This is a genomic window from Arthrobacter sunyaminii, assembly GCF_018866305.1.
In the GTDB taxonomy this organism is placed as follows: Bacteria; Actinomycetota; Actinomycetes; order Actinomycetales; family Micrococcaceae; genus Arthrobacter_B; species Arthrobacter_B sunyaminii.
This window is the reverse complement of record NZ_CP076456.1, coordinates 2,007,603-2,033,877: the sequence shown is the minus strand read 5'-3', so window position 1 is coordinate 2,033,877 and position 26,275 is coordinate 2,007,603. Positions and strand designations below refer to the sequence as shown.

The 26,275-nt window shown below is 65.1% G+C and carries 22 protein-coding genes; 8 read left to right on the top strand and 14 right to left on the bottom strand.

Annotated elements, in window-relative coordinates; genetic code table 11:
- Nucleotides 1-22 precede the first annotated feature (22 nt).
- Nucleotides 23-1,669, top strand: a complete 1,647-nt coding sequence (locus KG104_RS09090) for a bifunctional aspartate transaminase/aspartate 4-decarboxylase (protein ID WP_207346802.1) — start codon at nucleotides 23-25, stop codon at nucleotides 1,667-1,669.
- Here the strand turns inward: KG104_RS09090 and KG104_RS09085 are convergent.
- Genes KG104_RS09085 through kdpF form a run of 6 tightly spaced genes read right to left on the bottom strand, consistent with a single transcriptional unit; the run spans nucleotide 1,666 to nucleotide 9,523 of the window.
- Entirely contained in the window at nucleotides 1,666-2,355 is a 690-nt protein-coding gene (locus KG104_RS09085; protein WP_207346801.1) for a response regulator transcription factor, read from the bottom strand. The two genes, KG104_RS09090 and KG104_RS09085, sit on opposite strands and share 4 nt — an antisense overlap.
- Nucleotides 2,352-4,877, bottom strand: a complete 2,526-nt coding sequence (locus KG104_RS09080; RefSeq protein ID WP_207346800.1) for a DUF4118 domain-containing protein — start codon at nucleotides 4,875-4,877, stop codon at nucleotides 2,352-2,354. The genes KG104_RS09085 and KG104_RS09080 overlap by 4 nt, the downstream gene beginning before the upstream one ends.
- Nucleotides 4,878-4,880: 3 nt before the next feature.
- Nucleotides 4,881-5,489: a potassium-transporting ATPase subunit KdpC gene (gene kdpC / locus KG104_RS09075; protein WP_207346799.1), complete on the bottom strand. Its 609-nt coding sequence runs from the start codon at nucleotides 5,487-5,489 to the stop codon at nucleotides 4,881-4,883.
- A 43-nt stretch (nucleotides 5,490-5,532) separates the two neighbouring features.
- Complete coding sequence (gene kdpB / locus KG104_RS09070; RefSeq protein ID WP_207346798.1) at nucleotides 5,533-7,770, bottom strand: potassium-transporting ATPase subunit KdpB; 2,238 nt, start codon at nucleotides 7,768-7,770, stop codon at nucleotides 5,533-5,535.
- A 2-nt stretch (nucleotides 7,771-7,772) separates the two neighbouring features.
- Nucleotides 7,773-9,434: a potassium-transporting ATPase subunit KdpA gene (gene kdpA, locus KG104_RS09065; RefSeq protein WP_207346797.1), complete on the bottom strand. Its 1,662-nt coding sequence runs from the start codon at nucleotides 9,432-9,434 to the stop codon at nucleotides 7,773-7,775.
- On the bottom strand, nucleotides 9,434-9,523 hold the full coding sequence (kdpF, locus tag KG104_RS09060; RefSeq protein WP_104054326.1) for a K(+)-transporting ATPase subunit F: 90 nt from the start codon (nucleotides 9,521-9,523) through the stop codon (nucleotides 9,434-9,436). The genes kdpA and kdpF overlap by 1 nt, the downstream gene beginning before the upstream one ends.
- A 422-nt stretch (nucleotides 9,524-9,945) precedes the next feature.
- Here kdpF and KG104_RS09055 point away from each other — a divergent pair, with 422 nt between their 5' ends.
- Both KG104_RS09055 and KG104_RS09050 read left to right on the top strand, forming a co-directional pair.
- Complete coding sequence (locus tag KG104_RS09055) at nucleotides 9,946-10,929, top strand: lantibiotic dehydratase C-terminal domain-containing protein (RefSeq protein WP_207346796.1); 984 nt, start codon at nucleotides 9,946-9,948, stop codon at nucleotides 10,927-10,929.
- A gap of 107 nt (nucleotides 10,930-11,036) precedes the next feature.
- Nucleotides 11,037-11,477 carry a DinB family protein gene (locus tag KG104_RS09050; protein ID WP_237686865.1) on the top strand — a complete coding sequence of 147 codons (441 nt, stop codon included), beginning with the start codon at nucleotides 11,037-11,039 and terminating at the stop codon, nucleotides 11,475-11,477.
- On the opposite strand, the gene KG104_RS09045 is transcribed toward KG104_RS09050, so the two are convergent.
- The 3 genes from KG104_RS09045 to KG104_RS09035 all read right to left on the bottom strand — a co-directional run bounded on the left by KG104_RS09045 (nucleotide 11,474) and on the right by KG104_RS09035 (nucleotide 15,440).
- Entirely contained in the window at nucleotides 11,474-12,832 is a 1,359-nt protein-coding gene (locus tag KG104_RS09045) for an alpha-amylase family protein (protein ID WP_207346794.1), read from the bottom strand. The genes KG104_RS09050 and KG104_RS09045 overlap by 4 nt on opposite strands.
- A gap of 173 nt (nucleotides 12,833-13,005) precedes the next feature.
- Nucleotides 13,006-14,640 (bottom strand): ribonuclease J, encoded by a 1,635-nt coding sequence (locus KG104_RS09040; protein WP_104054329.1) that lies wholly within the window; start codon nucleotides 14,638-14,640, stop codon nucleotides 13,006-13,008.
- A gap of 299 nt (nucleotides 14,641-14,939) precedes the next feature.
- A complete protein-coding gene (locus tag KG104_RS09035) occupies nucleotides 14,940-15,440 on the bottom strand; it encodes a MarR family winged helix-turn-helix transcriptional regulator (RefSeq protein WP_207346793.1) in 501 nt (166 codons plus the stop codon).
- 157 nt (nucleotides 15,441-15,597) lie between these two features.
- On the opposite strand from KG104_RS09035, the gene KG104_RS09030 reads away from it, so the two are divergent.
- On the top strand, nucleotides 15,598-17,430 hold the full coding sequence (locus tag KG104_RS09030; protein ID WP_207346792.1) for a flavin-containing monooxygenase: 1,833 nt from the start codon (nucleotides 15,598-15,600) through the stop codon (nucleotides 17,428-17,430).
- A gap of 105 nt (nucleotides 17,431-17,535) precedes the next feature.
- Here KG104_RS09030 and KG104_RS18085 read toward each other — a convergent pair whose 3' ends face one another.
- The 5 genes from KG104_RS18085 to KG104_RS09005 form a co-directional block, all read right to left on the bottom strand.
- A complete protein-coding gene (locus tag KG104_RS18085) occupies nucleotides 17,536-18,909 on the bottom strand; it encodes a cytochrome b/b6 domain-containing protein (RefSeq protein WP_237688566.1) in 1,374 nt (457 codons plus the stop codon).
- Between the two features lie 92 nt (nucleotides 18,910-19,001).
- Complete coding sequence (locus KG104_RS09020) at nucleotides 19,002-19,994, bottom strand: electron transfer flavoprotein subunit alpha/FixB family protein (RefSeq protein ID WP_104161031.1); 993 nt, start codon at nucleotides 19,992-19,994, stop codon at nucleotides 19,002-19,004.
- A complete protein-coding gene (locus tag KG104_RS09015) occupies nucleotides 19,991-20,779 on the bottom strand; it encodes an electron transfer flavoprotein subunit beta/FixA family protein (RefSeq protein ID WP_207346791.1) in 789 nt (262 codons plus the stop codon). Before KG104_RS09015 ends, KG104_RS09020 begins: the two co-directional genes overlap by 4 nt.
- A 154-nt stretch (nucleotides 20,780-20,933) precedes the next feature.
- On the bottom strand, nucleotides 20,934-21,764 hold the full coding sequence (locus tag KG104_RS09010) for a MaoC/PaaZ C-terminal domain-containing protein (RefSeq protein ID WP_207346790.1): 831 nt from the start codon (nucleotides 21,762-21,764) through the stop codon (nucleotides 20,934-20,936).
- The gene (locus KG104_RS09005) at nucleotides 21,761-22,666 is read right to left on the bottom strand and encodes an SDR family oxidoreductase (RefSeq protein ID WP_104054334.1); all 906 of its coding nucleotides are present in this window, start codon (nucleotides 22,664-22,666) and stop codon (nucleotides 21,761-21,763) included. The genes KG104_RS09010 and KG104_RS09005 overlap by 4 nt, the downstream gene beginning before the upstream one ends.
- A 94-nt stretch (nucleotides 22,667-22,760) precedes the next feature.
- Here KG104_RS09005 and KG104_RS09000 point away from each other — a divergent pair, with 94 nt between their 5' ends.
- The 4 genes from KG104_RS09000 to KG104_RS08985 are packed head-to-tail and all read left to right on the top strand — an operon-like array spanning nucleotide 22,761 to nucleotide 26,194.
- Nucleotides 22,761-23,519: an enoyl-CoA hydratase family protein gene (locus KG104_RS09000; protein WP_104054335.1), complete on the top strand. Its 759-nt coding sequence runs from the start codon at nucleotides 22,761-22,763 to the stop codon at nucleotides 23,517-23,519.
- The gene (locus KG104_RS08995; RefSeq protein ID WP_216202306.1) at nucleotides 23,516-24,370 is read left to right on the top strand and encodes a CoA transferase subunit A; all 855 of its coding nucleotides are present in this window, start codon (nucleotides 23,516-23,518) and stop codon (nucleotides 24,368-24,370) included. The genes KG104_RS09000 and KG104_RS08995 overlap by 4 nt, the downstream gene beginning before the upstream one ends.
- Nucleotides 24,363-25,118: a CoA-transferase subunit beta gene (locus tag KG104_RS08990; RefSeq protein WP_237685151.1), complete on the top strand. Its 756-nt coding sequence runs from the start codon at nucleotides 24,363-24,365 to the stop codon at nucleotides 25,116-25,118. The genes KG104_RS08995 and KG104_RS08990 overlap by 8 nt, the downstream gene beginning before the upstream one ends.
- Entirely contained in the window at nucleotides 25,115-26,194 is a 1,080-nt protein-coding gene (locus KG104_RS08985; protein WP_207346789.1) for an NAD(P)H-dependent flavin oxidoreductase, read from the top strand. Before KG104_RS08990 ends, KG104_RS08985 begins: the two co-directional genes overlap by 4 nt.
- Nucleotides 26,195-26,275: the final 81 nt, after the last annotated feature.

The window sequence follows — 26,275 nt, the reverse complement described above, 5'->3', positions numbered from 1 at the left end:
ACCAGCGAACTCCAGGAGCACGATGGACAAGAAACCTTCCCACCAGGAGCAGAGTCGTCACCAGGAGCAGGACCGGGAGCAGGAGCAGGACTTGGCCGCCCTGGCTTCGCTGAGTCCTTTTGAGCTCAAGGACCGGCTGATCGCTGCCGCCTCAGGAACCGAGCGGCTGATGCTGAACGCCGGGCGCGGCAATCCCAACTTCCTCGCCACTCTTCCGCGACGGGCGTTCCTGGCGCTCGGAGACTTCTCCGTGTCGGAGTCCGAACGTTCATATTCATACCTGGACAGCGGTTTCGGCGGGCTGCCGGAGCAGAACGGGATGCTGGGGCGGTTCAACGCGTTTGTGGTGCATGATCCGCAGCGGGAGGGTTTGCACTTCCTGCGGTCCGCAGTGAGCTACGTGCACGATCAGCTGGGCTTGGACCGGGAGGCGTTTCTTGAAGAGATGGTGACAGCCTTCCTGGGCTGCATCTATCCAACACCGCCACGGGTGCTGCCCCAGACCCAGGAGGTTCTGCGCGCGTATCTGGGGCAGGAACTGTTCGGCGGGCAGATCCCTGCAGGCGCCGTCGATGTGTTCCCCACCGAAGGCGGAACGGCGGCGATGACCTACATTTTTTCTTCGCTTGCCGTTAACGGACTCATCACCCCCGGTGACCGGATTGCCCTGGCCACTCCAATCTTCTCGCCGTACCTGGAAATCCCGCTGCTGCCGGATTACGGCCTGGACGTGGTGCAGGTTGTCATGGACGAGTCAGCGGACTGGCAACTGCCGAACACCGAACTGGAGAAGCTGCTGGATCCGGCCATTAAGGTGTTCTGCCTGGTTAATCCGAGCAATCCGCCCTCTGCCAAGCAGCCGCAGGCGGTCCTTGAGCGGCTTGCACGGCTGGTGGCGGATCAGCGACCGGACCTGATCATCATCACCGATGACGTGTATGCCACCTTCGCCGATGACTTTGTCTCCGTCTTTGCCGTCTGTCCGCGGAACACGCTGTGCGTTTATTCCTTTTCCAAGTACTTCGGAGCCACGGGCTGGCGGTTGGGTACCATCGCGCTGCACCAGGAAAACGTGATCGATGATCTGCTGGACGCCTTGCCTGCCGGCGAGAAGCAACGGCTGAACGCGCGGTACTCCTCCCTGACCACTGACGTGCCCGGCTTGAAGTTCATTGACAGGCTGGTGGCCGACAGCCGTTCCGTGGCCCTGAACCACACCGCCGGGATTTCGGGTCCGCAGCAGCTGCAGATGGTGCTCTTTGCCCTGCACGGCCTCATGGATCGGCTGGACCGCTATCAGGACGCAGCAAAAGCCCTGATTCGGGGGCGGTACAACACCCTGTACCGGAACATGGGTGTGGCGCCCACTCCGGCGCCCGACGACGTGGGGTACTACAGCCTGATAGACCTGCGGAAACTGGGGTCGCGTCTCTATGGTGACGAGTTTGCCGCCTGGCTGGTCTCCCGGGAGGACCTCGGGCTCCGGTTCCTGCTGCGGCTTGCCTCGGAGACCGGCGTGGTGCTGCTCCCGGGCAAGGGGTTTGACGTCGTCGTTCCCTCGGTCCGGGTGTCATTGGCGAATTTGACTGATTTTGAGTACCGCGCCATTGGCGCGGCAACGCGGCGCATCCTCGAGGATTACCACCGGTCGTTTACGGAGGGCGGCTAGCCTGCCGCCGAGTCCGGTACGAACCGGCAGCCCAATCCATGCTCGGTGATCAGATGGACCGGAGCCGCAGGATCTGCTTCCAGTTTCCGCCGCAGCTGCCCCATGTACAGGCGCAGGTAACCGGTGTCGGTGGTACCGGGACCCCACACCGCGGACAGCAGGGAGGATTGGCTGATCAGCCGCCCCGGGTATTGCACCAGTGCCTCCAGTAACCGCCACTCGGTGGGGGTCAGGCGGATCGCGGACCCGTCGGAGATGCGGATTACAGCCTTGGCGGCCAGGTCCACCCGTACCCCGCCGAAGACCACTTCGGACTGCTCAGGAGCCGCCGGGCCGCGGCGGGTCAGAGCACGGATCCGGGCCATCAGCTCCTCGGTGGCGAATGGTTTGGTGACGTAGTCGTCGGCACCCAGATCCAGGGCACGGACCTTGTCTGCGGAATCCGTGCGGCCGGAGATCACGAGGATCGGCGCGCGGCTCCAACCCCGAACGGCTTCGATAACCTCCATGCCGCTGAGCCGGGGCATGCCCAAATCCAGCACAATCAGTTCTGGATGTTCCTCGACTGCTTTGCGGACAGCAGCTGCGCCGTCGGCCGCCGTCACCACCTCGTATCCGTAAGCGGAGAGGGTAATGCGCAGCGCACGGAGGATTTGAACGTCGTCGTCGGCCACCAGAATCTTCACAGCGTGCCGTCCGAACTTCCGGCACTCTGCTCCGTTGTTTCCTCTACGGCAGCGGCAGGAAGCGAAAGCACCATGGTCAGTCCGCCTCCCGGGGTGTCCTCGGTTTCCAGCGTCCCCATCATTCCTTCCATGAAACCCTTGGCAAGTGCCAGGCCCAAGCCCAGACCAGTCAGATTGTCGGTATCCCCGAGCCGTTGAAAGGGCAGGAACACATCTTCCAGCCGTTCCGCCGAAATCCCGGGCCCACAGTCTATGACGCGAATTTCCACCCTGCCGGCAAACGCGCTTGCAGCCAGCACCACTTTGGCCTCCGGCGGTGAGAATCGCACCGCGTTGGCCAGCAGGTTGACCAGCACCCGCTGCAGCAGCACCGGATCAGCCAGCACCGGGGGCAGTGCGGGAGGTATCTCCAGCTCGACTTCCGCAGGACCCAGCCCCAGCTCCTCCAACGCCGGCAATACGGCGTCGGCGGTATCGAGCGGAGCCAGGCTGACGCCCAGCACTCCGGCCTGCAGGCGGCTCACGTCCAGCAGGGACGTCACCAGCTCCGAGAGTGTTGCCAGTGATTCCTCGGCAGTGGCCAGCAGTTCGGCGCGGTCCTGTTCGCTCCACTGGACGTCCGGTGCCCGCAGGCCGGTTACCGCTGCGGTGGCTGCCGTCAGCGGGCGGCGAAGATCGTGCCCGACGGCGGCCAGCAGCGCGGTGCGGACCTTGTCCGCAGCGGCCAGTGATCCCAACCCTTTGGCTGTTTCGGCAAGGTCTCCAAAGTCCAGTGCCGCCTCGAGCTGGGCGGTAATCACCGCCAGGAGGCGGCGGTCTGCCGCTTCCAGATCTCTGCCGTACAGTTCCAGCACCGCGTGTTCCCCCACCGGCAGGACCAGAGATGCGGCGCCCGGCGGCGTGCGGGCTCCCGCTGCGGCGAGTTGAACGCCGTCGGCCATCAGGTGGACCGAGTCCAGGCTGAAAGCTTCCCGGGTGCGGCTCACCAGGGCGGCGGTGGCGTCCTCACCGCGCAGGACGTTTCCGGCTACCGATGCCAGCAGTTCGGACTCCGCGGCGGAACGGCGTGCCGCCCGGGAACGCCGGGCCGCGCGGTCCACTACAAAGCTGACCAGCATGGCATTGACGAGGTACAGCACCAGGGCCAGGATGTGCGCGGGCGTGGCAACGGAGACGGTGTACAGGGGCTGGATGAAGAAATAGTCCAGGGTAATGCCGGAGAGCAGCGCGGCGAACAGCGCCGGCCAGATCCCGCCAACGAGCGCAACGAGGATCACCAGCAGCTGGTAGCTGAGCACATCTCCGGTAATGGATTCCGGCGTGCTCATGAGCACCAGCGCCCAGGTCAGGAGCGGACCGCCGGCTAGCGCCAGAGCCAGCCCCCAGAGCCTGCGGCGCACCGTCAGGGCGCCGCCGAGCCGCGGCAGGACCGGCCGTCCGCCAGCAGAGGCATGGTTGACGATGTGCACGTCAATGTCGCCGGATTCACGCACCGCTGTGGCGCCGATTCCCGGACCGGTCAGCAGTGCCTGGATCCGCGGCCGGCGGCTGACACCAATGACCAGCTGGGTGGCGTTGACGCCGCGGGCAAAATCCACCAGTGCGTGCGGAATATCCGAGCCCACCACTTGGTGGAAGGTGCCGCCCAGTTTCTCCACCAGTGCCCGCTGGGAGGCCAGCTCGCCCGGATCTCCGCCGCGCAGGCCGTCCGGGCTGGTCACATGAACCGCCAGGAGCTGCCCGCCGGCGGATCGGGCGGCAATCCGGGCTCCGCGGCGCAGCAGGGTTTGCCCCTCCGGTCCGCCGGTCAGGGCCACCACCACCCGTTCGCGGGCTTCCCACTTATTGCGGATTCCGTTTTCGGCACGGTACTTGTTCAGTGCACTGTCCACCTCATCCGCCAGCCACAGCAACGCCAGCTCGCGCAGCGCCGTGAGGTTGCCCAGCCGGAAGTAGTTGGACAGCGCGGCATCCACCCGCCCGGCGGGATAAATGATGCCCTGTGAAAGTCGGCCGCGCAGCAGCTGAGGCGCGATGTCCACCAGCTCCACCTGGTCCGCTGTCCGAAGCACCGAATCCGGCACCGTTTCGCGCTGCACGGTGCCGGTGATTTGTTCAATGACGTCGTTCAGGGACTCGATGTGCTGGATGTTGACGGTGGACAGGACGTTGATGCCGGCGTCCAGCAGTGTTTGGACATCCTGCCAGCGCTTGGCATGGGCCAATCCGGGAGCGTTCGTGTGGGCGAGTTCGTCCACCAGCGCATAGTCCGGCCGCCGGGCGAGGACGGCGTTCAGATCCAGTTCTGACAGAACCAGTCCGCGGTGGTTTACCTGGACCGGAGGAACTGTTTCCAGGCCTTCGGCCATGGCGGCCGTGGCGGCGCGGCCGTGGGTCTCCACCACCGCCACCGCCACGTCCCTGCCTTCGTCCCGCAGGCGCCGCCCTTCTTCGAGCATGGTGTAGGTCTTGCCGACTCCGGGCGCAGCGCCCAGGAATACCCGGAGTTGTCCTCGTGTCATCTCCTAAGTGTCCAACTCCAGGAGGGCAATATTGAGCTGCAACACGTTGACGGTCTGTTCTCCGAGCACTCCCCCGCGCCGCCCTTCCACAGCGGACTCCACCAGCGCCCGGACATCGACCGGGTCCAGTTCGCGCTCGGCGGCCACCCGGTCCACCTGAAGCAGGGCATATTCCGGGCTGATGTGGGGATCCAGCCCCGACGACGACGCCGTCAGGGCGTCCGCGGGCACGTCGCCGGGATCTACGCCCTCCAGTTCGCTAACCGCGGCGCGGCGCTCATCGATTGCTGCCGCCAGATCCGGGTTGGTGGGGCCCAGGTTGGAACCGCTGGAGGCACCGCCGTCGTACCCGTCGCCGGCGGCAGAGGGCCGGGACTGGAACCACTCAGGCAGGGCGGCGCCGTCCGCATCGGTGAAGGACTGGCCGACCAGGGCGGACCCCGCATCCTCCCCGTTCACGGTGACCACCGAGCCGTTGGCCTGGTGAATGGCCGCCACCTGCCCCACACCCGTAACCGCCAGCGGATAAACGATTCCCAGTGCCGCGGTCAGGACCAGGACGCTGCGGACCGCCACTCCCATCTGGCGCGCCGACGTTCGTGCAGTACTCATGATGCTTCCTGTTCGTTGTGTTTGGAGATGTTAGGGCCGGTCATCAGAACCCCGGAATCAGGGATACGGCGAGGTCGATGAGCTTGATCCCGATGAACGGCGCCACCACCCCGCCCACGCCGAAGACCAGCAGGTTCCGGGTCAGTACCCCGGAGGCACCGGCTGCCCGGTACTTCACGCCCCGCAGCGCCAGCGGAATCAGGGCAATGATCACCAGGGCGTTGAAGATGACCGCGGAGAGGATTGCCGACGCCGGAGAATGCAGGCCCATGACGTTCAGGACGGCCAGTCCCGGGAACACGCCCATGAACATGGCGGGAATGATCGCGAAGTACTTGGCCACGTCATTGGCGATCGAGAACGTGGTCAGTGCGCCGCGGGTGATCAGCAGCTGCTTGCCGATCCGGACAATATCGATCAGCTTGGTGGGGTCCGAGTCCAGGTCCACCATGTTGCCGGCTTCCTTCGCTGCCGACGTTCCGGTGTTCATGGCCACGCCCACATCGGCCTGGGCCAGGGCGGGGGCATCGTTGGTGCCGTCCCCGGTCATTGCCACCAGCTGGCCGCTGGCCTGTTCCCTGCGGATCAGAGCCATCTTGTCCTCCGGAGTGGCTTCGGCTAAGAAGTCATCCACCCCGGCTTCCGCGGCAATCGCCTTGGCGGTGCGCGGATTGTCTCCCGTGATCATGACGGTGCGGATACCCATCCGCCGCAGCTCGGCGAAGCGGTCCTTCAGCCCGTCCTTGACCACGTCCTTCAGGTGCACGACGCCGAGAATCCGTGCGCTGCTCCCGGACGGCCCGCCGTCGGCCTCCCGGATGGCCACCACCAGAGGCGTGCCGCCGCCGGCGGAGATCTTGTCCACATGGTAGGTCAGGTCGGACAGTACGTCGACGTCGATTCCGCCGGACTCGGCCACCCAGTCCATGACGGCCGAGCCGGCACCCTTCCGGATCTGTGTTCCGGTGGCGCCGTTTGTTCCATCTGCATAGTCCAGCCCGCTCATGCGCGTCTGGGCGGTAAACGGAACGCTGACGGCGTCGACGTCCTTCACCGGTGTGATTCCCATGCCGGCGGCAAGGTCCACAATCGATTTGCCCTCGGGAGTGGGGTCCTCCGCCGAGGACAGCACTGCAGCGAGGATCAGCTTGTTGCGGTCCGCTCCCGCCACCGGGATGAACGCGGCAGCCTGCCGGTTGCCGTAGGTGATGGTGCCGGTCTTATCCAGCAGCAGGGTGGTGACGTCGCCGGCGGCTTCAACGGCGCGGCCGGACATCGCCAGCACGTTGTGCTGGACCAGCCGGTCCATGCCGGCAATGCCGATGGCTGAGAGCAGTGCACCGATCGTCGTGGGGATGAGGCAGACCAGCAGGGCCACCAGCACTGGAATGCTGACCGCTGCGCCGGCGTATCCGGCCAGCGGATTCAACGTCACCACCACCACCAGGAAGATCAGGGACAGGGTGGCCAGCAGGATGTCCAGGGCGATCTCGTTCGGCGTTTTCTGCCGGGCTGCCCCTTCCACCAAGCGGATCATCCGGTCCACGAACGTCTCACCGGGCTTGCTGGTTATCCGCACCACAATGCGGTCCGAGAGCACCCGGGTTCCGCCGGTGACCGCAGACCGGTCGCCGCCGGATTCGCGGACCACGGGAGCGGATTCGCCGGTAATCGCGGATTCATCCACGGAGGCAATGCCGTCGATGATGTCGCCGTCGCCGGGGATGATCCCGCCGGCGGTGACCACCACGACGTCGTCGAGCACCAGATCAGCGGACGCAACTTCTTCCACCGTGGCGCGGGACGCGGAAGGATCGCCGGCTGCGTCGTAGCCGGTCACCCGCTGCGCCGGAGTGGTGGTCCGGGTGGCCCGCAGTGAAGCTGCCTGGGCCTTGCCGCGGCCTTCGGCCACGGATTCCGCCAGGTTGGCGAAGATGACGGTCAGCCAAAGCCACGCCGCAATCAGCCAGGTGAAAGCGCCGGGCACGGTGCTGCCGCCCGAGGTGCCGGCGTCGCCGGTGACGGACTCCGCCACTGCAATGACGGTAATCAGCGCGGCGCCCACCTCCACAATGAACATGACGGGGGTGTGCCACATGATGCGCGGATCGAGCTTGCGCAGGGCGCCGGGGAAAGCCTTCCCCAGCTGGGCCGCGGAGAAGCCGCTGCGGGCCGGTGCCCGGTTTGCTGACGCCGCGTCCTGGCCGTCCGGTGCTTCCCCGGATTGTTGTGAGTCCGGCCGAAGCGGGGACTTGTCGGTTTTGCTTGTCACTGTGGACATGGTCAGAGCAACCCTTCCGCCAGGGGACCCAGCGCGAGTACGGGAAAGAAGGTCAGGGCGGTCACGATGACGGTGACGCCGCACAGCATGACCACGGCCTGGGGCCGGTGGGTGGGAAGCGTTCCCGCAGTGACCGGGACGCGGTCCTGAGCAGCCAGCGAACCGGCCAGGGCCAGCACAAAGATCATCGGCAGGAACCTGCCCAGCAGCATGGCCAGGCCCAGCGCGGTGTTCAGCCACGGCGTGTTCGCCGTCAAGCCCGCAAACGCCGATCCGTTGTTGTTGGCCGCCGAGGTGAAGGCGTACAGCACTTCGCTGAAGCCGTGCAGTCCGGGATTGTAGATGGAGGTCCCGGTGACATCCTCGCGGATGCCGGGGACAGCGAAGCTCAGTGCCGTACCGGCCAGGACGAGGGTGGGCATGGTCAGCAGGTAAAGGCTGGCCAGCTTGATCTCGCGGGGGCCGATCTTCTTGCCGAGGTACTCGGGCGTGCGCCCCACCAGGAGACCGGCGATGAAGGAGGCCACCAGGGCCAGGACCAGAATGCCGTAGAGGCCCGATCCCACGCCGCCCGGAGCCACTTCGCCGAGCATCATGTTCAGCATGGCCATCATGCCGCCCAGCGGACTGAAGCTGTCATGCATCGAGTTCACGGCGCCGGTGGAGGTGGCTGTGCTGGTGGTGCCGAACAGGGTGGATCCGGCTATGCCGAACCGCTGCTCCTTGCCTTCCATGGAACCGGCCAGGGCCGATGAAGCAGAGTATTCAAGGGCTGTCATGGCCGCGAGGGACACGGTGAAGATAGTGGCCATGGCCGCCAGGATCGCGTATCCCTGCTTCCGGTCTCCGATCAGGGTTCCGAAGGTGCGCGGCAGGCTGAACGGAATGACCAGCATCAGCACCACCTGCAGCAGGTTGGTCCAGGCGGACGGGTTCTCGAACGGGTGCGAGGAGTTTGCGTTGAAGAATCCGCCCCCGTTGGTGCCCAGGAGCTTGATGGCTTCCTGGGAAGCTACGGGACCGCCCGGAATCGTCGAGGTGCCGCCGGCGAGGCCGGTTACCTGCGTGAAGCCGTTGAAGTTCTGGATGACGCCGCCCAGAAGCAGCAGCAGCGCACTGACGAAAGCGATGGGGAGCAGCAGCCGCACCACTGACCGGGTCATATCCGTCCAGAAGTTGCCGATAGTCGCTTCCTTCCGGGATGCGAAGGCCCGGACCAGGGCAACGGCTACGGCCAGGCCCACAGCTGCCGAAAGGAAGTTCTGTACAGCCAGTCCTGCCATCTGGACCGTGTAACCCACCGTCACTTCCGGCGAATAGGACTGCCAGTTGGTGTTCGCCACGAAGGACGCCGCAGTATTGAAGGCCAGGCCTTCGGGTACGGCCGGCAGACCCAGCGACCCGGGCAGCAGGTGCTGGGTGCGCTGGAGCGCGTAGACCAGCAGCAACCCGACGGCGGAGAAGGCCAGGATGCTGCGCAGATAGGATTGCCAGGACTGACGCGATCCGGGATCCACTCCGATCACGCGGTAGAACCCCTGTTCCACCGCCAGGTTTTTGTCCGAGGCGTAAAACCGGGCCATGTAGTCGCCCAGCGGCCGGTAAAGCGCTGCCAACAGCAGTGCCACCATCAGGAAAGAGGCCACTGCCGGCCAAACGCCCATCAGAACCGCTCCGGACGGATCAGTGCCGCCAGCAGATAGCCGGCCGCGGCAACGGCCAGGGCAAGGGCAAGAAAGTCGAAGAAGATCACAGCTTCTCCACCGCCCTAATGCTCAGGAACAATGCGGCAAAAAGTGCCGCAACGCCCAGGACAACAACTACATCCAACAAGGGAACCCCCGGGAATCGATCTCATGCCGCCGAACAGACGGCATGGACGCAAACGGCGTCTTTTCGATTAGATGCCTTGCCAGAGCCGGTTTTGGATATCCTCATGGTTTCCTCACGACCAAAGGGCGGACCATAACAAAAACCCCTCGATCACCTCTTCGAAGAACCACCCCTCTGCTCCCGAAAGCGGTTTATAACACGATGTGAATGCATTGACAAGGTATTTAGGACTCGATCCGTAAGGCCCCTGACCGGGCATGGGAATCACGGGGTTTTGTGACATGGTTGGCGGCATGAATGGCAGCGATGGGGACTGCCATCACATGTTAAAAGGGGTTAGGAATGAGCCAGCTAGCGTCCACCAAACCCGCAGTGCGGCAACAAGCACCGAGGGAATCAACCAGTACGCAAAAAACCAGGACTCTCAGGTGGTGGGTGCTGACCATCAAGCCCATGCAGAAGGATTACTGCGATGCCGTCGTGGGGCACGTTGTCACACCCCTCGTGGCCCAGGCCCGGTTGTGGGGGGCGGAACGTGGGACTTTTGCCCGGAATCTGGACCCGAAGAGGCCGCAGGTGGAGGTGCACGTGCTGGCCTCCGATGATGTCGTGAACCGTTTGCGGACGTTCGCCCTCGCTCTGACCCGCCAATCGGCAGACCTGCTGGGCGACCTGGAAACCTCCGAGGTGCAGCCCGGCTGCTATCCCCCACGCCATGATGAGCAGCCCTTGCCCCGCATTGAAGCGGCGCTGGCGAAGTATGGCGGGATCCAGGGCATTGCGCTCACCTTGGAGGTATCTGAGGTGTCCTGTGACCTGGCAGCCTGGGCCATCGGCCGGTTCCCCAATACCAATACGCGCTCTGCCCTCGCCGCGCTGTTGCTCTTCGATGCCTGCCACTCGATGATGTACGGGCCTCGCTCGGCCTTATGGCCCGATCGCAAAGCCCTGAGCTGGGACTACTACTGGGACAGTCACCTCCGCAGCAGCACCGCTGCCTTTGGGGACCGTGCCGCACACGCCCGCACCTCGCTGACAAGGGCATTGGCGCCGCGCATTGTGCCTGCCCACCGGTCAATGATCGCAGTTGCTTCCGAGCCCTCGGTCGAAAACTGGCGCAAGCGATGGGTCCGGGCCATCGACTCGTATTTGTACCGGGCCGACAAGTCACGCATCAGCCGCAGTGCTCAGCACCTGGCCATGATTCAGAGCCGCCACCTGCTAAACCGGCTGGGCATTCCCCTGCGGGACGAGGCGGCGCTCGGGCTCTACGCCCGGGCATGGAGCAAGGAGCGGGAAGAGGAACTGGTCCGCATGCACTCCTGACCAGCGCTGTCCAGCTGTCCAACACCGCCTGTAGGGTCACTAGCGTGAAGACGACAGCAGAACCGTATCCCTCGGCTTTCGAGGCACCGTTGGCGGCCCAGTTTCAGATGTTCATCAATGAACATCGACAGGCCCTCTATCAGTGTTTGGAGGGGATGAGCGACAGCGAAGCGCGCCGCCCTCTGGTCCCCTCCAAGACCACTCTGCTGGGATTGGTCAAGCACGCAGCATTTGTGGAACAGGTCTGGTTCAACGAGGCGATCACGGGTCGTTCCCGGGCGGACATCGGTTGCTCCGCCGGGCCGGACGAATCCTTCGACCTCACATCTGAAGACAGCATCGAATCAGTGCGGGCGGACTACCGCCGGATCTGTGCCGAGTCTCGGACTGCAACAGCGGGTCTCGGACTGGATGACGTCGTCAGCGGGAACCGCCGGGGGCCGCTTCCCATGCGGTGGATCTATTTGCATGTCCTGCGCGAGCTGGCCCAGCACTGCGGCCACGCGGACATCCTCCGCGAACAGATCCTTGCAGACCGACCCGGCTAGTCCTGGCCTTGACCGAGCACGGCCCAGCTGTTGGGCGGCAGGGCCAGCTTCCCGGCCCCGGCGTCCAAGCCGGACTCACCGGCCAGCACCTCGCGGGCAGCGGCCGGTACCGGTACGGCAGCCGCCTGGCCTGAAACGTTCAGGGCTACGAACAGCGAGTTGCCGGCGTCGTGCACCTCATAGACCAGCTGCTCGTTGCTGAGCGAATGCACCCGGGTTCGGGCCGCATGCACCCAGGAATGGCGGCGGCGCAGCCCGATGAGTTCCTGGTGCAGCCGGTACAGCGGCTGGCCCACCGCGGAAAGATCGTCCGGCGTGGCAGGGAAGGAAGGGCGGACGTCGTCGTCTCCCCCGGCCCGGTCCTCCTTGACGCCGCGGTAGCCCTGCTCGTCTCCGTAGTAGACGGAAGGGGTGCCCGGAAGGGTGAAGAGCAGCACCAGGGCCTGAGTCAGCCGGAATGCACTTTGCCCCGGGGCCGGATCCAACCGGCTGGCAATGCGGGTGACATCGTGGTTGCCCACGAAGGTGAGCGGCACAAAGGTGTCCAGGAACGTGTTGTGCCGCCCCAGGGCGGCAGCCAGCTCATAGAAGTTGGCGTCCACGAGAGAGCTCCAGATCGCCTTCCAGAGTTCGTACTGGGTCACCGAGTCCAGCGTTCCGTCCGTTACTTCAGCCGGATAATCGCCGTGAATGTACTCCCCCACAAAATAGGCGTCAGGGAATTCGGCACGGACATTGCGCAGCACCCGCGCCCAGAACGACGACGGCACCGCGTACGCCGCGTCCAGCCGCCATCCGTCGACTCCGCGGCGCAGCCAGTGCTTCATCACATCGGCCACGAAGTCCGCCACTGCCGGTTCGTCATGGTTCAGGGCCACCAGCTGGTGGTGGCCTTCAAAGTCCGCATAACCGGGTTCGGTCTCCGGCGTCCACGCATCGGGCCAGGTGAAGGAGAACCACTTTGCCGTTGCCGCGCCGGGTCCCTGCTCCAGAGCTTCGGTGAAGGGCCCGAAGGAACGGCCGGCGTGGTTGAAGACGCCGTCCAGCAGCACCCGGATGCCGCGGGAACGGGCTTCGCGGATGAGTTCGTCAAAGTCGCCGTCATCGCCAAGCCGCGGATCGATCCGGTAGTAGTCGGCGGTGTCATAGCCGTGGGTCTCCGAGGCGAACACCGGCCCCAAAGCCAGGCCGGAGGCACCCATTTCCACGATGTAGTCCAGCCAGGAGGTGAGGTGGGCCAGCCGGTGGCGGGGCTCCGCATCCGCAGGCAACGCCGTCTGTTCCGCGCCGGTGAAGCCCAGCGGGTAGACCTGCCACCAGATGGCGTGCTGCACCCAGTCCGGTGTTGTCCTCATGAGAATTTCCCTTCAGCCGCTAATGTCCCTGGAGCCAATGTCTAGCCAATGTCCCTGTACCAGTGTGTCATCCGCCAACTGGCCCGGACACCAAAAGGAGGGGACGGCGTCGTCGTCCGACACCGTCCCCTCCTTCGTTTCCCTTCAGCTACCGCTGAGGGAAAGCTGCTGCTTTAGGCATCCACAACAATGGCCGTGATGGCCGGCGTGCGGTTGTAGAAGCGGCGCATCCAGTTTGCCGTGGCGCGCTCAATGATCGCCTCAGGGTCCTCGCTGCGGCCACCGCGGCCGCGGCCGGCGGCGTCGTTGATGGCCTTCTCGATGGCGGCTTCAGCCTTCTTGATATCTCCGGGGCTGCAGGCGAAGCCCTTGATGAAGAGCTCCGGCGGCTCGGCCACCGTGTTGGTGTCCGGATCGATGAGCGCCAGGACCGTGACGGAACCCTGCTCGGAGAGCTGCATGCGCTCCTTGAGGTCATCCTCGGTGGTGTGGCCGACGCTGTCGCCGTCCACGAACACCAGTCCCACGGGGATCTTGCCCGAAACCGTGGCACGGCCGCGGCGCAGGTCAACTGTCACGCCGTCTTCGGCGATAACGACGTCGCGCGGGTCCATGCCGGTGGCGACGGCGATGGCTGCGTTGGCCTTCAGGTGGCGCCATTCGCCGTGGACCGGCATGACGTTGCGCGGCTTGACGATGTTGTAGCAGTACGCCAGTTCACCGGCGCTGGCGTGGCCGGAGACGTGCACCTTGGCGTTGCCCTTGTGCACCACATTGGCGCCCAGCTTGGTCAGGGAGTTGATGACGCCGTAGATGGCGTTCTCATTACCCGGAATCAGCGAGCTGGCCAGCAGGACGGTGTCGCCCTCGTGGATGCGGATCGCGTGGTCCTTGTTGGCCATGCGGGACAGCGCTGCCAGCGGCTCGCCCTGCGAACCGGTGCAGATCAGCACCACCTTGTGGTCGTCGGAGCGCTGCAGCTGCTTGAAGTCCACCAGGAGGCCCTTGGGGATGTTCAGGTAGCCCAGCTCTTCGGCGATCGTCATGTTGCGGACCATCGAACGGCCCACAAACGCCACCTTGCGCTTGTAGCGGTCGGCAGCGTCGATGACCTGCTGGATGCGGTGGATGTGGCTGGCGAAGCTGGAGACAATGATCCGGCGCGGCGCGGTGCGGAACACCTGGTCGATGGCCGGAGCAAGTTCCTTTTCCGAGGCCATGAAGCCGGGAACATCGGCATTGGTGGAGTCGGTGAGGAACAGGTCCACGCCTTCGGCGCCAAGCCGTGCGAAGCCGGCCAGATCGGTGATGCGGCGGTCCAGCGGGAACTGGTCCATCTTGAAGTCACCGGTGTGCAGGACCATGCCGGCCGGAGTGCGGATGGCAACGGCCAGGCTGTCCGGGATGGAGTGGTTGACGGCCACGAATTCCAGGTCGAATCCGCCCATGGTGCGGCGGTCGCCTTCCTTGACCTGGATCAGCTTCGGGGTAATGCGGTGTTCCTTGAGCTTGGCTTCCACAAACGCCAGCGTCAGCTTGGAACCAATCAGGGGAATGTCAGCGCGTTCGCGCAGCAGGTACGGGACACCACCAATGTGGTCTTCGTGGCCATGGGTCAGGACAACGCCCACAACGTCATCCAGGCGGTCACGGATGTAGGAGAAGTCAGGCAGGATCAGGTTGACGCCGGGGTGGATTTCCTCGGGGAAAAGCACGCCGCAGTCGACAATCAGCAGCTTGCCGTCAAATTCGAAGACGGTCATGTTTCTGCCGATTTCACCGATACCACCCAGCGCAACAATGCGCATGGTTCCATTGGCGAGTTCCCGGGGGGCTTTCAGTGCGGCAGGTGTTCTATTCACGGATGGAGTTTCTTTCGTCGGGTACGGGTTTTGCTGGGGCGCTGCAGCACTGTGCTGCTGCGCCAAAAGGTCTTGGGTCCGTTTCAGAGCCGACTCCGCCGGGCCCGCGCAACCGTGCGCATCCTGGGCCTCAGGCCGCCGCCGGTGTGAAGCTGAGCGGACGGGGGCCATACGGCGAAGTGGTCCAAAACCTATGGACATCTCTTATCATCTCATTATCTTGCGGCTTTACCGCATTGGCTAAATCACGGCGGCGGCTCGAGGCCCGGCGCAGGGTCCGTCGCGGGGTCCGGCATGGAGCAGCGGTGGACGGCACGCATCCCCTGCTCCAGGGCGCGAAGGTCCTCCAGCGGCAGGCGGTCAAGGATGTCCGCGCTCAGCTCAGGCCGGGCCGACATGAGGCGCCGCACGAGTGCCAGCCCCAGCGGCGTGGCCCGGACCCGGCGCACACGCCCGTCCGCTTCATCCTGGGAACGGACAGCAGCCCCCTGGGCCACGAGGCGGTCAACCAGTCCGGACATGGAGGCCAGGGACACCCCAAAGGTATCTGCCAGGCCCCGGCCGGTGGCGCCGTTCTCGGTGGTGGCCAGCACCGCCAGCACCTTGAGTTGCTGAATGGTCAGTTCCGTGGAGAGGAGCGAGTCAAGCAGCACGGGAAGCGTGGTTGCCTGGAAGGCGGACCCGAGATTCTCAAGGCTGCGGACCAGCCGCCGGCGTTCCTGCCGGGTATCACTTCCGTCGGTCATGTCCTCACCGTAGTTCGCCGCTGGACGAATCAGGAAACGTTCAGCCCAGATGGTTAGTGTGGTCCTAACCATTTTGTCGTGGTTGTTATCACACGGCGTTCCGGCGACGGGCTGGGGGCCCTGCCGGGAATGCTCTCATGCAACGTTAGGACTACAGATGAGCACGCATGACCCTGTCCAAGATGTCTCAAAAGAACTGCTGCGCAAAGGCTTGGACGTCGACGCGCTGCGGGCACGCTACAAAGCCGAACGCGACCGGAGGATCAGGCCCGACGGCGCCGCCCAGTACCAGCCGGCCACCGGCACTTTCGGTTACTACGCCACCGATCCGTACACCGAGCGCCGCGAGCGGGCGCCGTTGAACGATGCCGTTGAAGTGCTGGTGATCGGCGGTGGATTCGGCGGACTGCTCACGGGCGTGCGCCTGCGGCAGGCCGGAATCGAAAGTCTCCGCATGCTGGATGAAGCGGGCGATTTCGGCGGAACCTGGTACTGGAACCGCTACCCCGGAATACGCTGTGACATTGAATCGTATGTGTACATGCCGCTGCTGGAGGAAGTCGGCACGATGCCCAGTGAGCGGTACGCCCCCGGCGAGGAAATCCGCAGGCACGCGGTGGCAATTGCGGAAAAGTTCAACCTGTACCGCGACGCCCTCTTTCATACCCGGGTCACCAGTCTGGCGTGGGACGCGGATGCCCTGGAATGGAGCGTTGAAACAGACCGCGGAGACCGGATGCGTGCCCGGCACGTGATCACCTCTTCCGGGACCCTCACCCAGCCCAAGCTTCCGGGCATCCCCGGGGTCGATTCCTTCAAGGGACACACCTTCCACACCAGCCGGTGGGACTACGGATACACCGGCGGAGATCAGTTCGGCAACCTGCACAAACTGGCGGACAAGAAGGTTGCCGTGGTTGGCACCGGAGCAACCGGCATCCAGGTGGTGCCCATGGTGGCCCGCGACGCCGGGGAGCTCCTGGTCTTCCAGCGCACACCGTCCTCCGTGGATGTCAGGGACAACCGCCCCACGGATCCTGCTTGGGCAGCATCACTGACCCCGGGCTGGCAGCAGGAGCGCATGGAGAACTTCCTTGCCGTGGTCTCCGGAGAACCGGTGGAACAGGACCTGGTCCGCGACGGGTGGACCTCTGTGCCGCAGCTGCACCGCAAAATGATCAGCGGCGCCGTGGACCGGACGGTCTCCGCTGCGGAACGGGAGCGGCAGGATGAAGTGCTGGACTTCGCCAAGATGAATCAGATTCGCGCCCGGGTGGATGAGGTGGTGAACGATCCCGCCACAGCGCAGATGCTGAAGCCGTGGTACCGCTACATGTGCAAGCGGCCAACCTTCAGCGATACCTATCTGCAGTCCTTCAACCTTCCGAACGTCACACTGGTGGACACTGCGGACACCGGCGGGATCACCCGCATGACCGAGACGTCCATTGTGGTGGGGGATAAAGAGTACGAGGTGGACTGCGTCATCTTCGCCACTGGCTTCAACGTCGGTGTCTCCGGGGTGACCTCGGGGGCCCTGCCGGTAACCGGACGCGACGGACAAACACTGCTGGAAGCGTGGAGCCGGGGACCCCGAACCCTGCACGGCTTCTACACCCACGGCTTCCCGAACCTGTTCCACCTGGGGTCGGCACAGAACGCAAACTCGGTGAACTTTGTCCACATCCTGGCGGAGCAGGCAAACCACATTGCAGCCGTCATCGCCAAGGGGCGCGAGACCGGAGCCGCCTTCATCGAGCCAACGGCGGAAGCGGAAGATACGTGGTGCCGGACCATCCGGGAAACGTCGCTGGATAACCGGAAGTTCCAAGCCGAATGCACCCCGGGCTATTACAACCGCGAGGGGAATCCCCCGCCCGTCAGCTTCTCCTTCGGGCCGGGTCCGGTGGCCTTCCACCGCCTGCTCGACCGCTGGCGGACCGAAGAAATCTCCCAGGTGCTGGCCGTCGGGGAGCCTCAGAAGGTGTAAGCCCGCAGCTCCGCCGGCGGGGCAAAACAAGACCTCCGGTCGGCGGCCGTACAGCCGCTGACCGGAGGTCTTCCCCTAATGGATTGTTCTGCGGGTTGCGTGAAGCTAGCGTCCGACCTTCCCGAAGAGGGAGGCGATGGGTGCAAGAACCAGGGGGCGGGCTGCGAACCAACCCCCGGCTATCACCAGCAGCGACGCAAAGAACATCCAGAACCCGAACCAGTTGACCGCGTCCTGGCCGCCGTACATGTGGTTCAGATTCCGCAGTGCACCGGTGGACAGCACCAGTGCGACGTGCACAATGATGAACCCCACGAAGTACAGCATCACGGGGAAGTGAATCGCCCGTGCCACCTCAACGGGATACACCTTGCTCAGCCCCTTGGCCTTGGCCGGCCACAGGTTGGACATGCGGTACCCGCTCAGCGCAGCCAGTGGAGCCGCGATGAAGATCGTGACGAAGTAGGCCAGAACCTGCAGGCTGTTGTAGTTGACCCAGCCGTTTTCGGTGGGCCAATCCAGCGAAAGATACTGAAGGCCCGCCGAGAGCGCGTTCGGGAACACGTCCCAGCTGGTCGGAACAACCCGCATCCACTGGCCGGTCACCGCGAGCAGCACTATGAAGATGCCTCCGTTGACCAGCCACAGAAGGTCCAGTGACTGGTGCAGCCAGAGGGTGATGCTGATCTTCTTTGGGTTTTTCCCCCGCCGCGGGGTCCACGATGCCGGCGGCTTGCGCTGGGTGCGGACCTGCCATCCTGACCGGATGATCAAAACCATGAGGAAAACGTTGAAGAAGTGCTGCCATCCCAGCCAGGCCGGCAACCCCACGGGTGCCCCGTCCGGCAGGTGGCTCTCCCCCGGGTAACGGTCAAGGAAGCCCTGCACTGACTCGAGGGTTACCAGCCATCGTGCCAGCAGCACGGCCGCACCAAACAAGACGAGAAGCCCCACGGCCGCCATGCCCGCTTTGGCAAGTCGGCTGCGCACGGGGGCAGGGCTCGACGACGGCTTGGCGGGCGCGGGTGCCGTGGTCGACGCCGCGGCCTGTGCAGGTGCCGCAGCCTTTGCGGGTGCGGCACCAGCTGCCAAACCGGTGCGGGTACCGCGGGCCGGTGCGGCTGCCTCAGATGAAGCTGCTGAAGGTGCGGTTGTGCCCGCTGCAGGTGCCGCAGGCGACGTACCGGCGGCCGGACGCGGCATGCCCTGGCGCCGGCCGGGCTTAGCCGGTGTTGCGGCCGGAGCCGCAGCATTCACAGCCGGACTGGCTGCAGCCGCCTCCGGAGCTGCCGGTTGGACAGCAGCGGGCTGGGCAGCGGGTCCAGCCGGCTGGGCATTAGCGCCGGGGCGCGGCAATCCCTGCCGACGGCCGGCAGGCTTGGCCTGCGGTGCTGCAGCCGCCGGAGCTCCGGCGTTGGCGACGGATCCGTTGGCTGCCGCTTCATCCGGCACCGTCCCGTTGGCGGCTGCGGCCGGCACAGACCCGTTGGATGCGGGCTCCTGTGCAGCCCGCTTTTCACTCTGTTCCGTGGCCGGGCCCGCCCCGGGAGTCCGGGGCAGGCCCTGTCTTGTCAAACTGCCGCCCGTTTCGCTTCGATGGCCTTCACCAGCTGCGGCACAACAGTGAACAGATCCCCCACCACGCCAAAGTCGGCAATCTCAAAGATGGGCGCATCCGCGTCCTTATTGATCGCGACGATGGTTTTGGCGGTTTGCATCCCGGCGCGGTGCTGGATGGCACCGGAGATGCCGAGCGCAATGTAAAGCTGCGGGGCAACGGTCACCCCGGTCTGTCCAACCTGCGAGGTCTGCGGCACGTAGCCGGCGTCCACTGCAGCGCGCGAGGCACCGATGGCCCCACCCAGTGCATCGGCCAGCTCCTCTACCAGCGCAAAGTTCTCAATGGAACCCAGGCCGCGGCCTCCGGAAACCACTACATCCGCACCGCGCAGCTCCGGCCGGGCGGAAGCGACGGCGGTTTCCTCATAACTGGAAATGACGCCGTCGGGCACACCGGATGCCTGGACGGAAAGCAGTTCGATGCTCGCTTCCTTCGCCTCGGCCCGCACGCTGGAGGAACCCTGCCGGAGCGTGATCACGAGGGTTCCGGTGGTCGCCGCGGAATCCACGGAGTAGGCCCCGCCGTAGACCGAATGGTGGGCAACGATGCCCTCTTCGTCACGCGAAACCCCAACCGCATCCGCCGCCAGTGCGGAACCGGAACGGGCTGCGAAGCGTGCTGCGGCATCACGGGCCTGGATGGAGTTGGAAACCAGCACGGCTTCGGGAGCGACAGCGGCTGCCGCTGCACTGAGCGCATCAACCACGGGGGAAACCATGGCGGTGGCCAGCTCGTCGGATTCAGCAACCAGGACGTGTGCCGCACCGAGAGCGGCCAGTTCGGCACCGATGAGGTCTGCGCTTCCGGGGGCTGCTACGGCAAGCACAACAGGCGTGCCTACCGCTGAAGCCGCACCGATTACTTCGGCTGCGCTGGAGCGGAGCTTGCCCGACGGCGCAACGTCAACAAGCACGAGTACGGAGTCACTGGGGTAGCCGGTCATTCTGAGCGTCCTTTGATGAGTTGGTTCTGGGTGAGGAAATCGGCCAGCTGCTGGCCAGCGTCGCCGTCGTCTTCAATCTTGATGCCGGCCGTGCGTGCCGGGCGCTCGGCCACAGCCAGGATGATGGACCGCGAGGCGGACTCATCGGGGGCCACGCCCAGATCCGCGAGGGTTCGAGTTTCGAACGGCTTCTTCTTCGCAGCCATGATGCCCTTGAAGTTGGAGAAGCGGGCATCCGGAAGTGCTTCCGTGATCGAGATAACCGCAGGAAGTGCGGCACTTACTTCAAACGTTCCCGATTCAATATTCCTGCGCCCGGCAACAGCGGAATCGCTGATCTCTACGGTGCTGAGGGAAGTGAGGCCGGCGACGCCGAGCAGTTCGGCAATCATCGACGGCAGAACGCCGCCTCCGCCGTCGGTCGAAATGTTGCCTGCGATGACCAGATCAAAACCGATCTGCCGGACAGCTGCAGCGAGCACCTCGGCAGTGAGGGTCATGTCTGCGCCCAGCAACGCGTCGTCCTGCACATGGACGGCGCGGTCCGCTCCCATCGCCAGTCCCTTGCGCAGGCTGGCAGGCACTGTTAACGGGCCGACGGCGAGCAGGACCACCTCGGCGTCTTTCTGGCTGTCGCGGTGCGTCAGTGCAACCTCGAGTGCCCGTTCGGTGATCTCATCAAGCACCAATTCGCTTCCGGCCCGGTCCAGCAGGCCGGTCTCCAGATTCAGGGTGCGGTCCCCCCAGGTATCCGGAACCTCTTTCATTAGAACGATAATCTTCATCAGTTTCCCTCTCGCATCGTCGTCAACGACTCCTTGTTGAAGGCCTTTGAGACCTCAGTCACCGTTCGGCAGACGTCGCCGCGATCGTATCGCAGACCGGCCAATTCTTTGTGATCGGGGTCATACCCCTTGATTATTCCGTGGCTCTTCACCGTCACCGGAACACCGCCAATCCATCGCTGATGACGGACTTGTCCCCCACCAGGGCGTCGAAGCGTCCGTTGTCCCACGCCCGGACGGTCATCTCATCGCCGGGAAAGACGACGCCGGAAAACCGGCCCGCCAGCTGGACGAGGTCCGCCGGGTGGGCTCCGGCCATGCCTGCCAGCGGCAGTGTTGCCGCAGCCAGTGAGGCAAGCCCGTGCAGGATCGGACGGTCCTGGCCAATGCGCTGCGCAGCCTGCGGATCAATGTGGATATGATGCCGGTCCCCGAGGAGGCGGTACAGAGCGGCCTGGTTGAGGCTGGACTGAAAACCTGCGGTGCCGGCGGGCTCACCGAGAGGTGCCGGGGTGCGTCCGGGGCCTCGGTCCCCGCCGTAACCGCCGGTTCCCGGGGCGAAGATGCTCCAAACGGCCACAAAATAGTCACACTCCACGAGCACATTGAAGACGGCCGCCGAGCCCTTGTCCCATACCTCGCCCACCCGGGCGGTCAGCGTGAGCTCGCCGGAGCGCGGGAGCGGCTTGAGGACCGTCAATTCCTGGGAACCGTGGACAGCGCGGTTGTCGAAGGCGCCCTGCCCGGCCAGCACGTCGGGTGCCCATTGGGCCAGGGTCAGGCCGAATGAGGGAAGGACGCGCAGCCGGTCCTCAAAGACAAGGTCGAGTTCACTGGCGGGAGCGCCGACCGCCAGGGCGTAGAGGATCGCATCGGTCTCGGAGTAGCCAAGGGTGCGCTCTCCCAGGAAGCGCCCTGCCCACGCGGCCGCCGGTTCGCGCCGATCCGGAGTGGGGGTTTCCTCGGCCCGCGTCTGCGCGCTCATGCCCCGTACACCCCTTCGGGCAGGGCGGCGTCGACAAGCAGTTTTTCAATGGCTTCACCGGCAGCCGCGGCCTCCCAGCGCTCGCCCGCATCGATTGCAGGACCGTGGTTCCAGCCCTCTTCGATGCAGATCCGGCCGCCTTCAATCTCAATGACGCGGCCGGTGACCGCCGCGGAAGAGCCGCTGGCAAGCCATGCCACGACGGGGGAAACATTCGCCGGGTTCATCGCGTCAAAACCGCTTTCGGGAACGGCCATCGCCTCGGCAAACGCACCTTCGGTCATCCGGGTCCGCGCTGAGGGGGCAATGGCGTTCACGGTGACGCCGTAACGGCCCAGCTCGTGTGCGGCTACGAGCGTCAGTCCGGCGATGCCGGCCTTTGCAGCCGAGTAGCTCGCCTGCCCAACACTGCCCTGCAGTCCTGCACCGGAGGAGGTGTTGATGACGCGGGCATCCGGCGTCCGTCCGGCCTTGGCCTCTCCGCGCCAGTATTCGGCTGCGTGGCGCAGCGGCGCAAAATGACCCTTGAGGTGCACGCGGATGACCGCGTCCCATTCCTCTTCCGAGGTGTTCACCAGCATGCGGTCCCGCACAAATCCGGCGTTGTTCACCAGGACATCCAAGCGGCCGAAAGTCTCAATGGCCTGCCGAACCAGTCCGGCAGCCTGCTCGAAATCCGCGACGTCGGCACCGTTGGCCACAGCTTCTCCGCCTTCGGCCCGGATCAGGGCAACGACGTCGTGGGCCGGGCCGGAGGCCTCCTGGACGCCGTTGAGGGTGGTGCCGAGGTCATTGACGACAACCTTGGCGCCCTGACGTGCGAGTTCAAGGGCGTGTTCACGTCCCAGACCGCGGCCTGCCCCGGTCACAATGGCGACTCGTCCTTCACAGATGCCGGTCATGTCTTTGCTCTCCTTTGAGATTGTTGCGGTGCCTGGAGTGTACCGTGTACCAAGCAAATGCTAGGGTATCAAGCAAACGTTAGGTAGGTACAGGATGTCAATTACATCGAAGATGCACCACGACGGCGTGCGTGCGGTAACAATGAGCTATCCCCCGGTGAATGCGCTGCCCGTTGCAGGGTGGTTCGCTGTCGCCGAGGCAATTCAGGCGGCCGGTGAGGATCCGGACACGCGCGTGGTGGTCCTGCGGGCTGAAGGGCGCGGGTTCAATGCGGGCGTCGACATCAAGGAAATGCAGGCAACGGAGGGATTCGATGCCATCCTCGCGGCAAACCGGGGCTGCTATCTCGCTTTCAAAGCGATTTATGAGTGCCCGGTTCCCGTCATCGCCGCGGTCAACGGCTTTTGCCTGGGAGGCGGAGTGGGCCTGGCCGGAAGCGCCGACGTCATCGTGGCCACCGAGGACGCCTACTTTGGCGTCCCCGAAGTTGACCGCGGCGCACTTGGCGCGGCAACCCACCTTTCGCGCCTGGTTCCGGCACACCTGCTGCGCACGCTCTACTTCACCAGCCGCACGATCACTGCGCAGCGCCTGGCCGAATTCGGCAGTGTTGCCCAGGTGGTTCCCGCCGACCAACTCGATGAAGCGGCCTTTGCCATTGCCGATGAAATCGCGTCCAAGGACACCCGGGTGATCCGTGCCGCGAAGGAAGCCCTGAACGGCATCGACCCGGTGGACGTGGTGAAGAGCTACCGCTGGGAACAGGGTTTCACCTTTGAGCTCAACCTTCGGGGTGTTGCCGATGAACTGCGCGACGACTTCGTCGCCACGGCGCCCTCCTCCGCCGAGTGAGCAGCAAAGTCCTCGGGGCTGAGGACGTCCCCGGGCTGTTCAGCGACGGAATGACCATCGGCATCGGCGGCTGGGGGTCGCGGCGAAAGCCCATGGCCCTGGTGCGCGCACTGGTCCGTTCCGGCGTGCGCGGCCTCACCGTTGTCAGCTTCGGCGGTCCGGATGTTGGGGTGCTCTGTGCCACCGGGCAGGCCAAACGCGTGGTGTTTGGGTTTGCCACCCTGGACTCCATAGCCGTCGAGCCGCATTTCGCGGCGGCCCGGCAGGCGGGCGGCGTCGACGTCGTCGAACTGGACGAATCCCTGCTGGTCTCCGGGCTTCGTGCCGCCGGGCGCCGGCTTCCTTTCGAGGTGACGCGCTCCGGACTGGGATCGGATGCCCTGGCGGGCAATCCGCAGATCCGCACCGTCATCTCGCCCTACGACGACGGTGAGGAGCTCGTGGCCATGCCGGCGATTCACCTTGACCTGGCCCTGGTGCACCTGAACCGCGCCGATGAATTCGGCAACGCTGCGTGCCTGGGTCCGGACCCGTACTTTGACGACCTGTTCGCGCGGGCGGCGTCGCGCACCGTGGTGAGCGCGGAGGCCGTGGTTTCGACGGCGGAGCTCACCCGGGACGCGCATCCGTCCACGCTGCTGCTGAACCGCACCATGGTGGATCACGTCGTCGAGCTCCCCCGCGGCGCGCACTTCACCTCATGCCTGCCGGATTATGAGCGGGACGAAGCTTTCCAGCGAGAATATGCACAGGCCGCAACATCAGCACCAGCGTGGCAGCAATTCCGTGCCCGGTATCTCGACGTAGACGACGACGCCTACCGGGCGAATGCGGGGGTGGGCAATGCGTGAGATCACCACGGCCGAAGTGGCCGTTGCGGCCTGCAGCGACCTGTTCCGCGGCCAGGCGGAGATCCTGGCCAGCCCGGCCGGGATCGTGCCCACCGTCGGCGTGCGGCTGGCGCTGCTGACTCATGCACCCGACCTGATGATCAGCGACGGCGAATCCACCATCCTTGGCGACGTCCCCGCCGTCGACCGGCCAAGTACCGTCTCCGCCGGCTACCTGCCGTATCGGGAGCTGTTCGAACTGATCGCGGCAGGCCGCCGCCATGTGGTGATGGGCGGCGCGCAGCTTGACCGGATGGGCAACCAGAATCTGTCGGTGATTGGGGACCATGCCAAACCCGCCAGGCAGCTGCTGGGCACCAGGGCCGCTGCAACGAACACCGTCAACCACACGACCAGTTATTGGATTGCCCGCCACAGCCGCCGGACCTTCGTGGAGAGCGTTGATTTTGTGACCGGTGTCGGGAACGACAGGGCGTGTGCCGCCGGTCCGGCTGCTTCCCGGTTCCACCGGCTGCATCGCGTGGTGACGAATCTTGGTGTCTTCGATTTCAGCGCTCCGGACGGCGGCATGGCCGTGGTGTCCGCGCATCCCGGCGTCAGCTTCGACGAAATTCAGGCTGCCACCGGGTTCCCGCTGCACACCGCGGGAACCGTGCCAACTACCCGCCTCCCGGATGAGCGCGAACTTCAGCTCATCCGGGAGGTTCTCGACCCCCGTAAGCGCAGAGAAGACGAGGTCCCAGCATGAGCACCGAGAACCGCATCAAGACTCCCCTGACCGAACTCACCGGCGTCGAGCATCCGATTGTGCAGACGGGCATGGGCTGGGTGGCCGGACCCCGGCTGGTCACGGCCACGGCAGAAGCGGGAGCCCTGGGCATCCTTGCCTCCGCTACCATGACGCTGGACCAGCTTGAGCACGCCATCGTGGAAGTGAAGAGCCATACCGACAAGCCGTTCGGCGTTAACCTGCGTGCGGACGGTGCCGATGCCCCGGACCGCGTGAACCTGATGATCAAGTACGGGGTGAAAGTAGCCTCCTTTGCCCTGGCTCCCAAGCGGGAACTGATCGAGAAGCTGAAGGAAAACGGCTCCGTGGTAATCCCCTCCGTGGGGGCGGCACGGCATGCCGAGAAGGTGGCCGCCTGGGGCGCGGACGCCGTGATGGTGCAGGGCGGAGAAGGCGGCGGCCACACCGGCGCTATTCCCACCACACTGCTGCTGCCCTCGGTGGTGGATGCCGTGGACATCCCGGTGATTGCCGCCGGCGGCTTTTTCGACGGCCGCGGGCTGGCGGCGGCCCTGGCCTACGGCGCAGTGGGCATCGGCATGGGCACCCGGTTCCTGCTTACCAGCGACAGCTCGGTGCCCGAGGACATCAAACAGCGCTACCTGGGCTTCGGGCTGGACGGAACGGTGGTCACCACCAAGGCTGACGGCATGCCGCACCGGCTGCTGCGCACCGAGTTCGTCAAGGGACTCGAGGACGGCGGCCGGCTGCGCCAGCTGCTGCCGACCCTGCGCCGGTCAGTGCAGTTCAAGGAGATGTCCGGTCAGTCCTGGCTTGGCCTGGCGAAGGACGGCCTCTCCATGAAGCGCGGCACCGGCAGGAGCTGGAACCAGATGATGCTTGCGGCCAACACGCCGATGCTCCTGAAGGCCGGCCTCGTGGACGGCGACACCTCCGCCGGAATGCTGGCCGCCGGGCAGGTTGTCGGGACGATCAACGACCTGCCCTCCTGCCAGGAATTGGTGGACCGCATCATTGACGAAGCGGTCCTGCGGCTGAAGGCGGCCAGCGGAGCCGTTCTCGTCCAGGGCTAACCGCACGTTACGCTCCCTAAGGCATTGTGTGACTCCGGATACACGCTGCCGTTTGTGCCAGTCTCAAGATAAAGGAACACA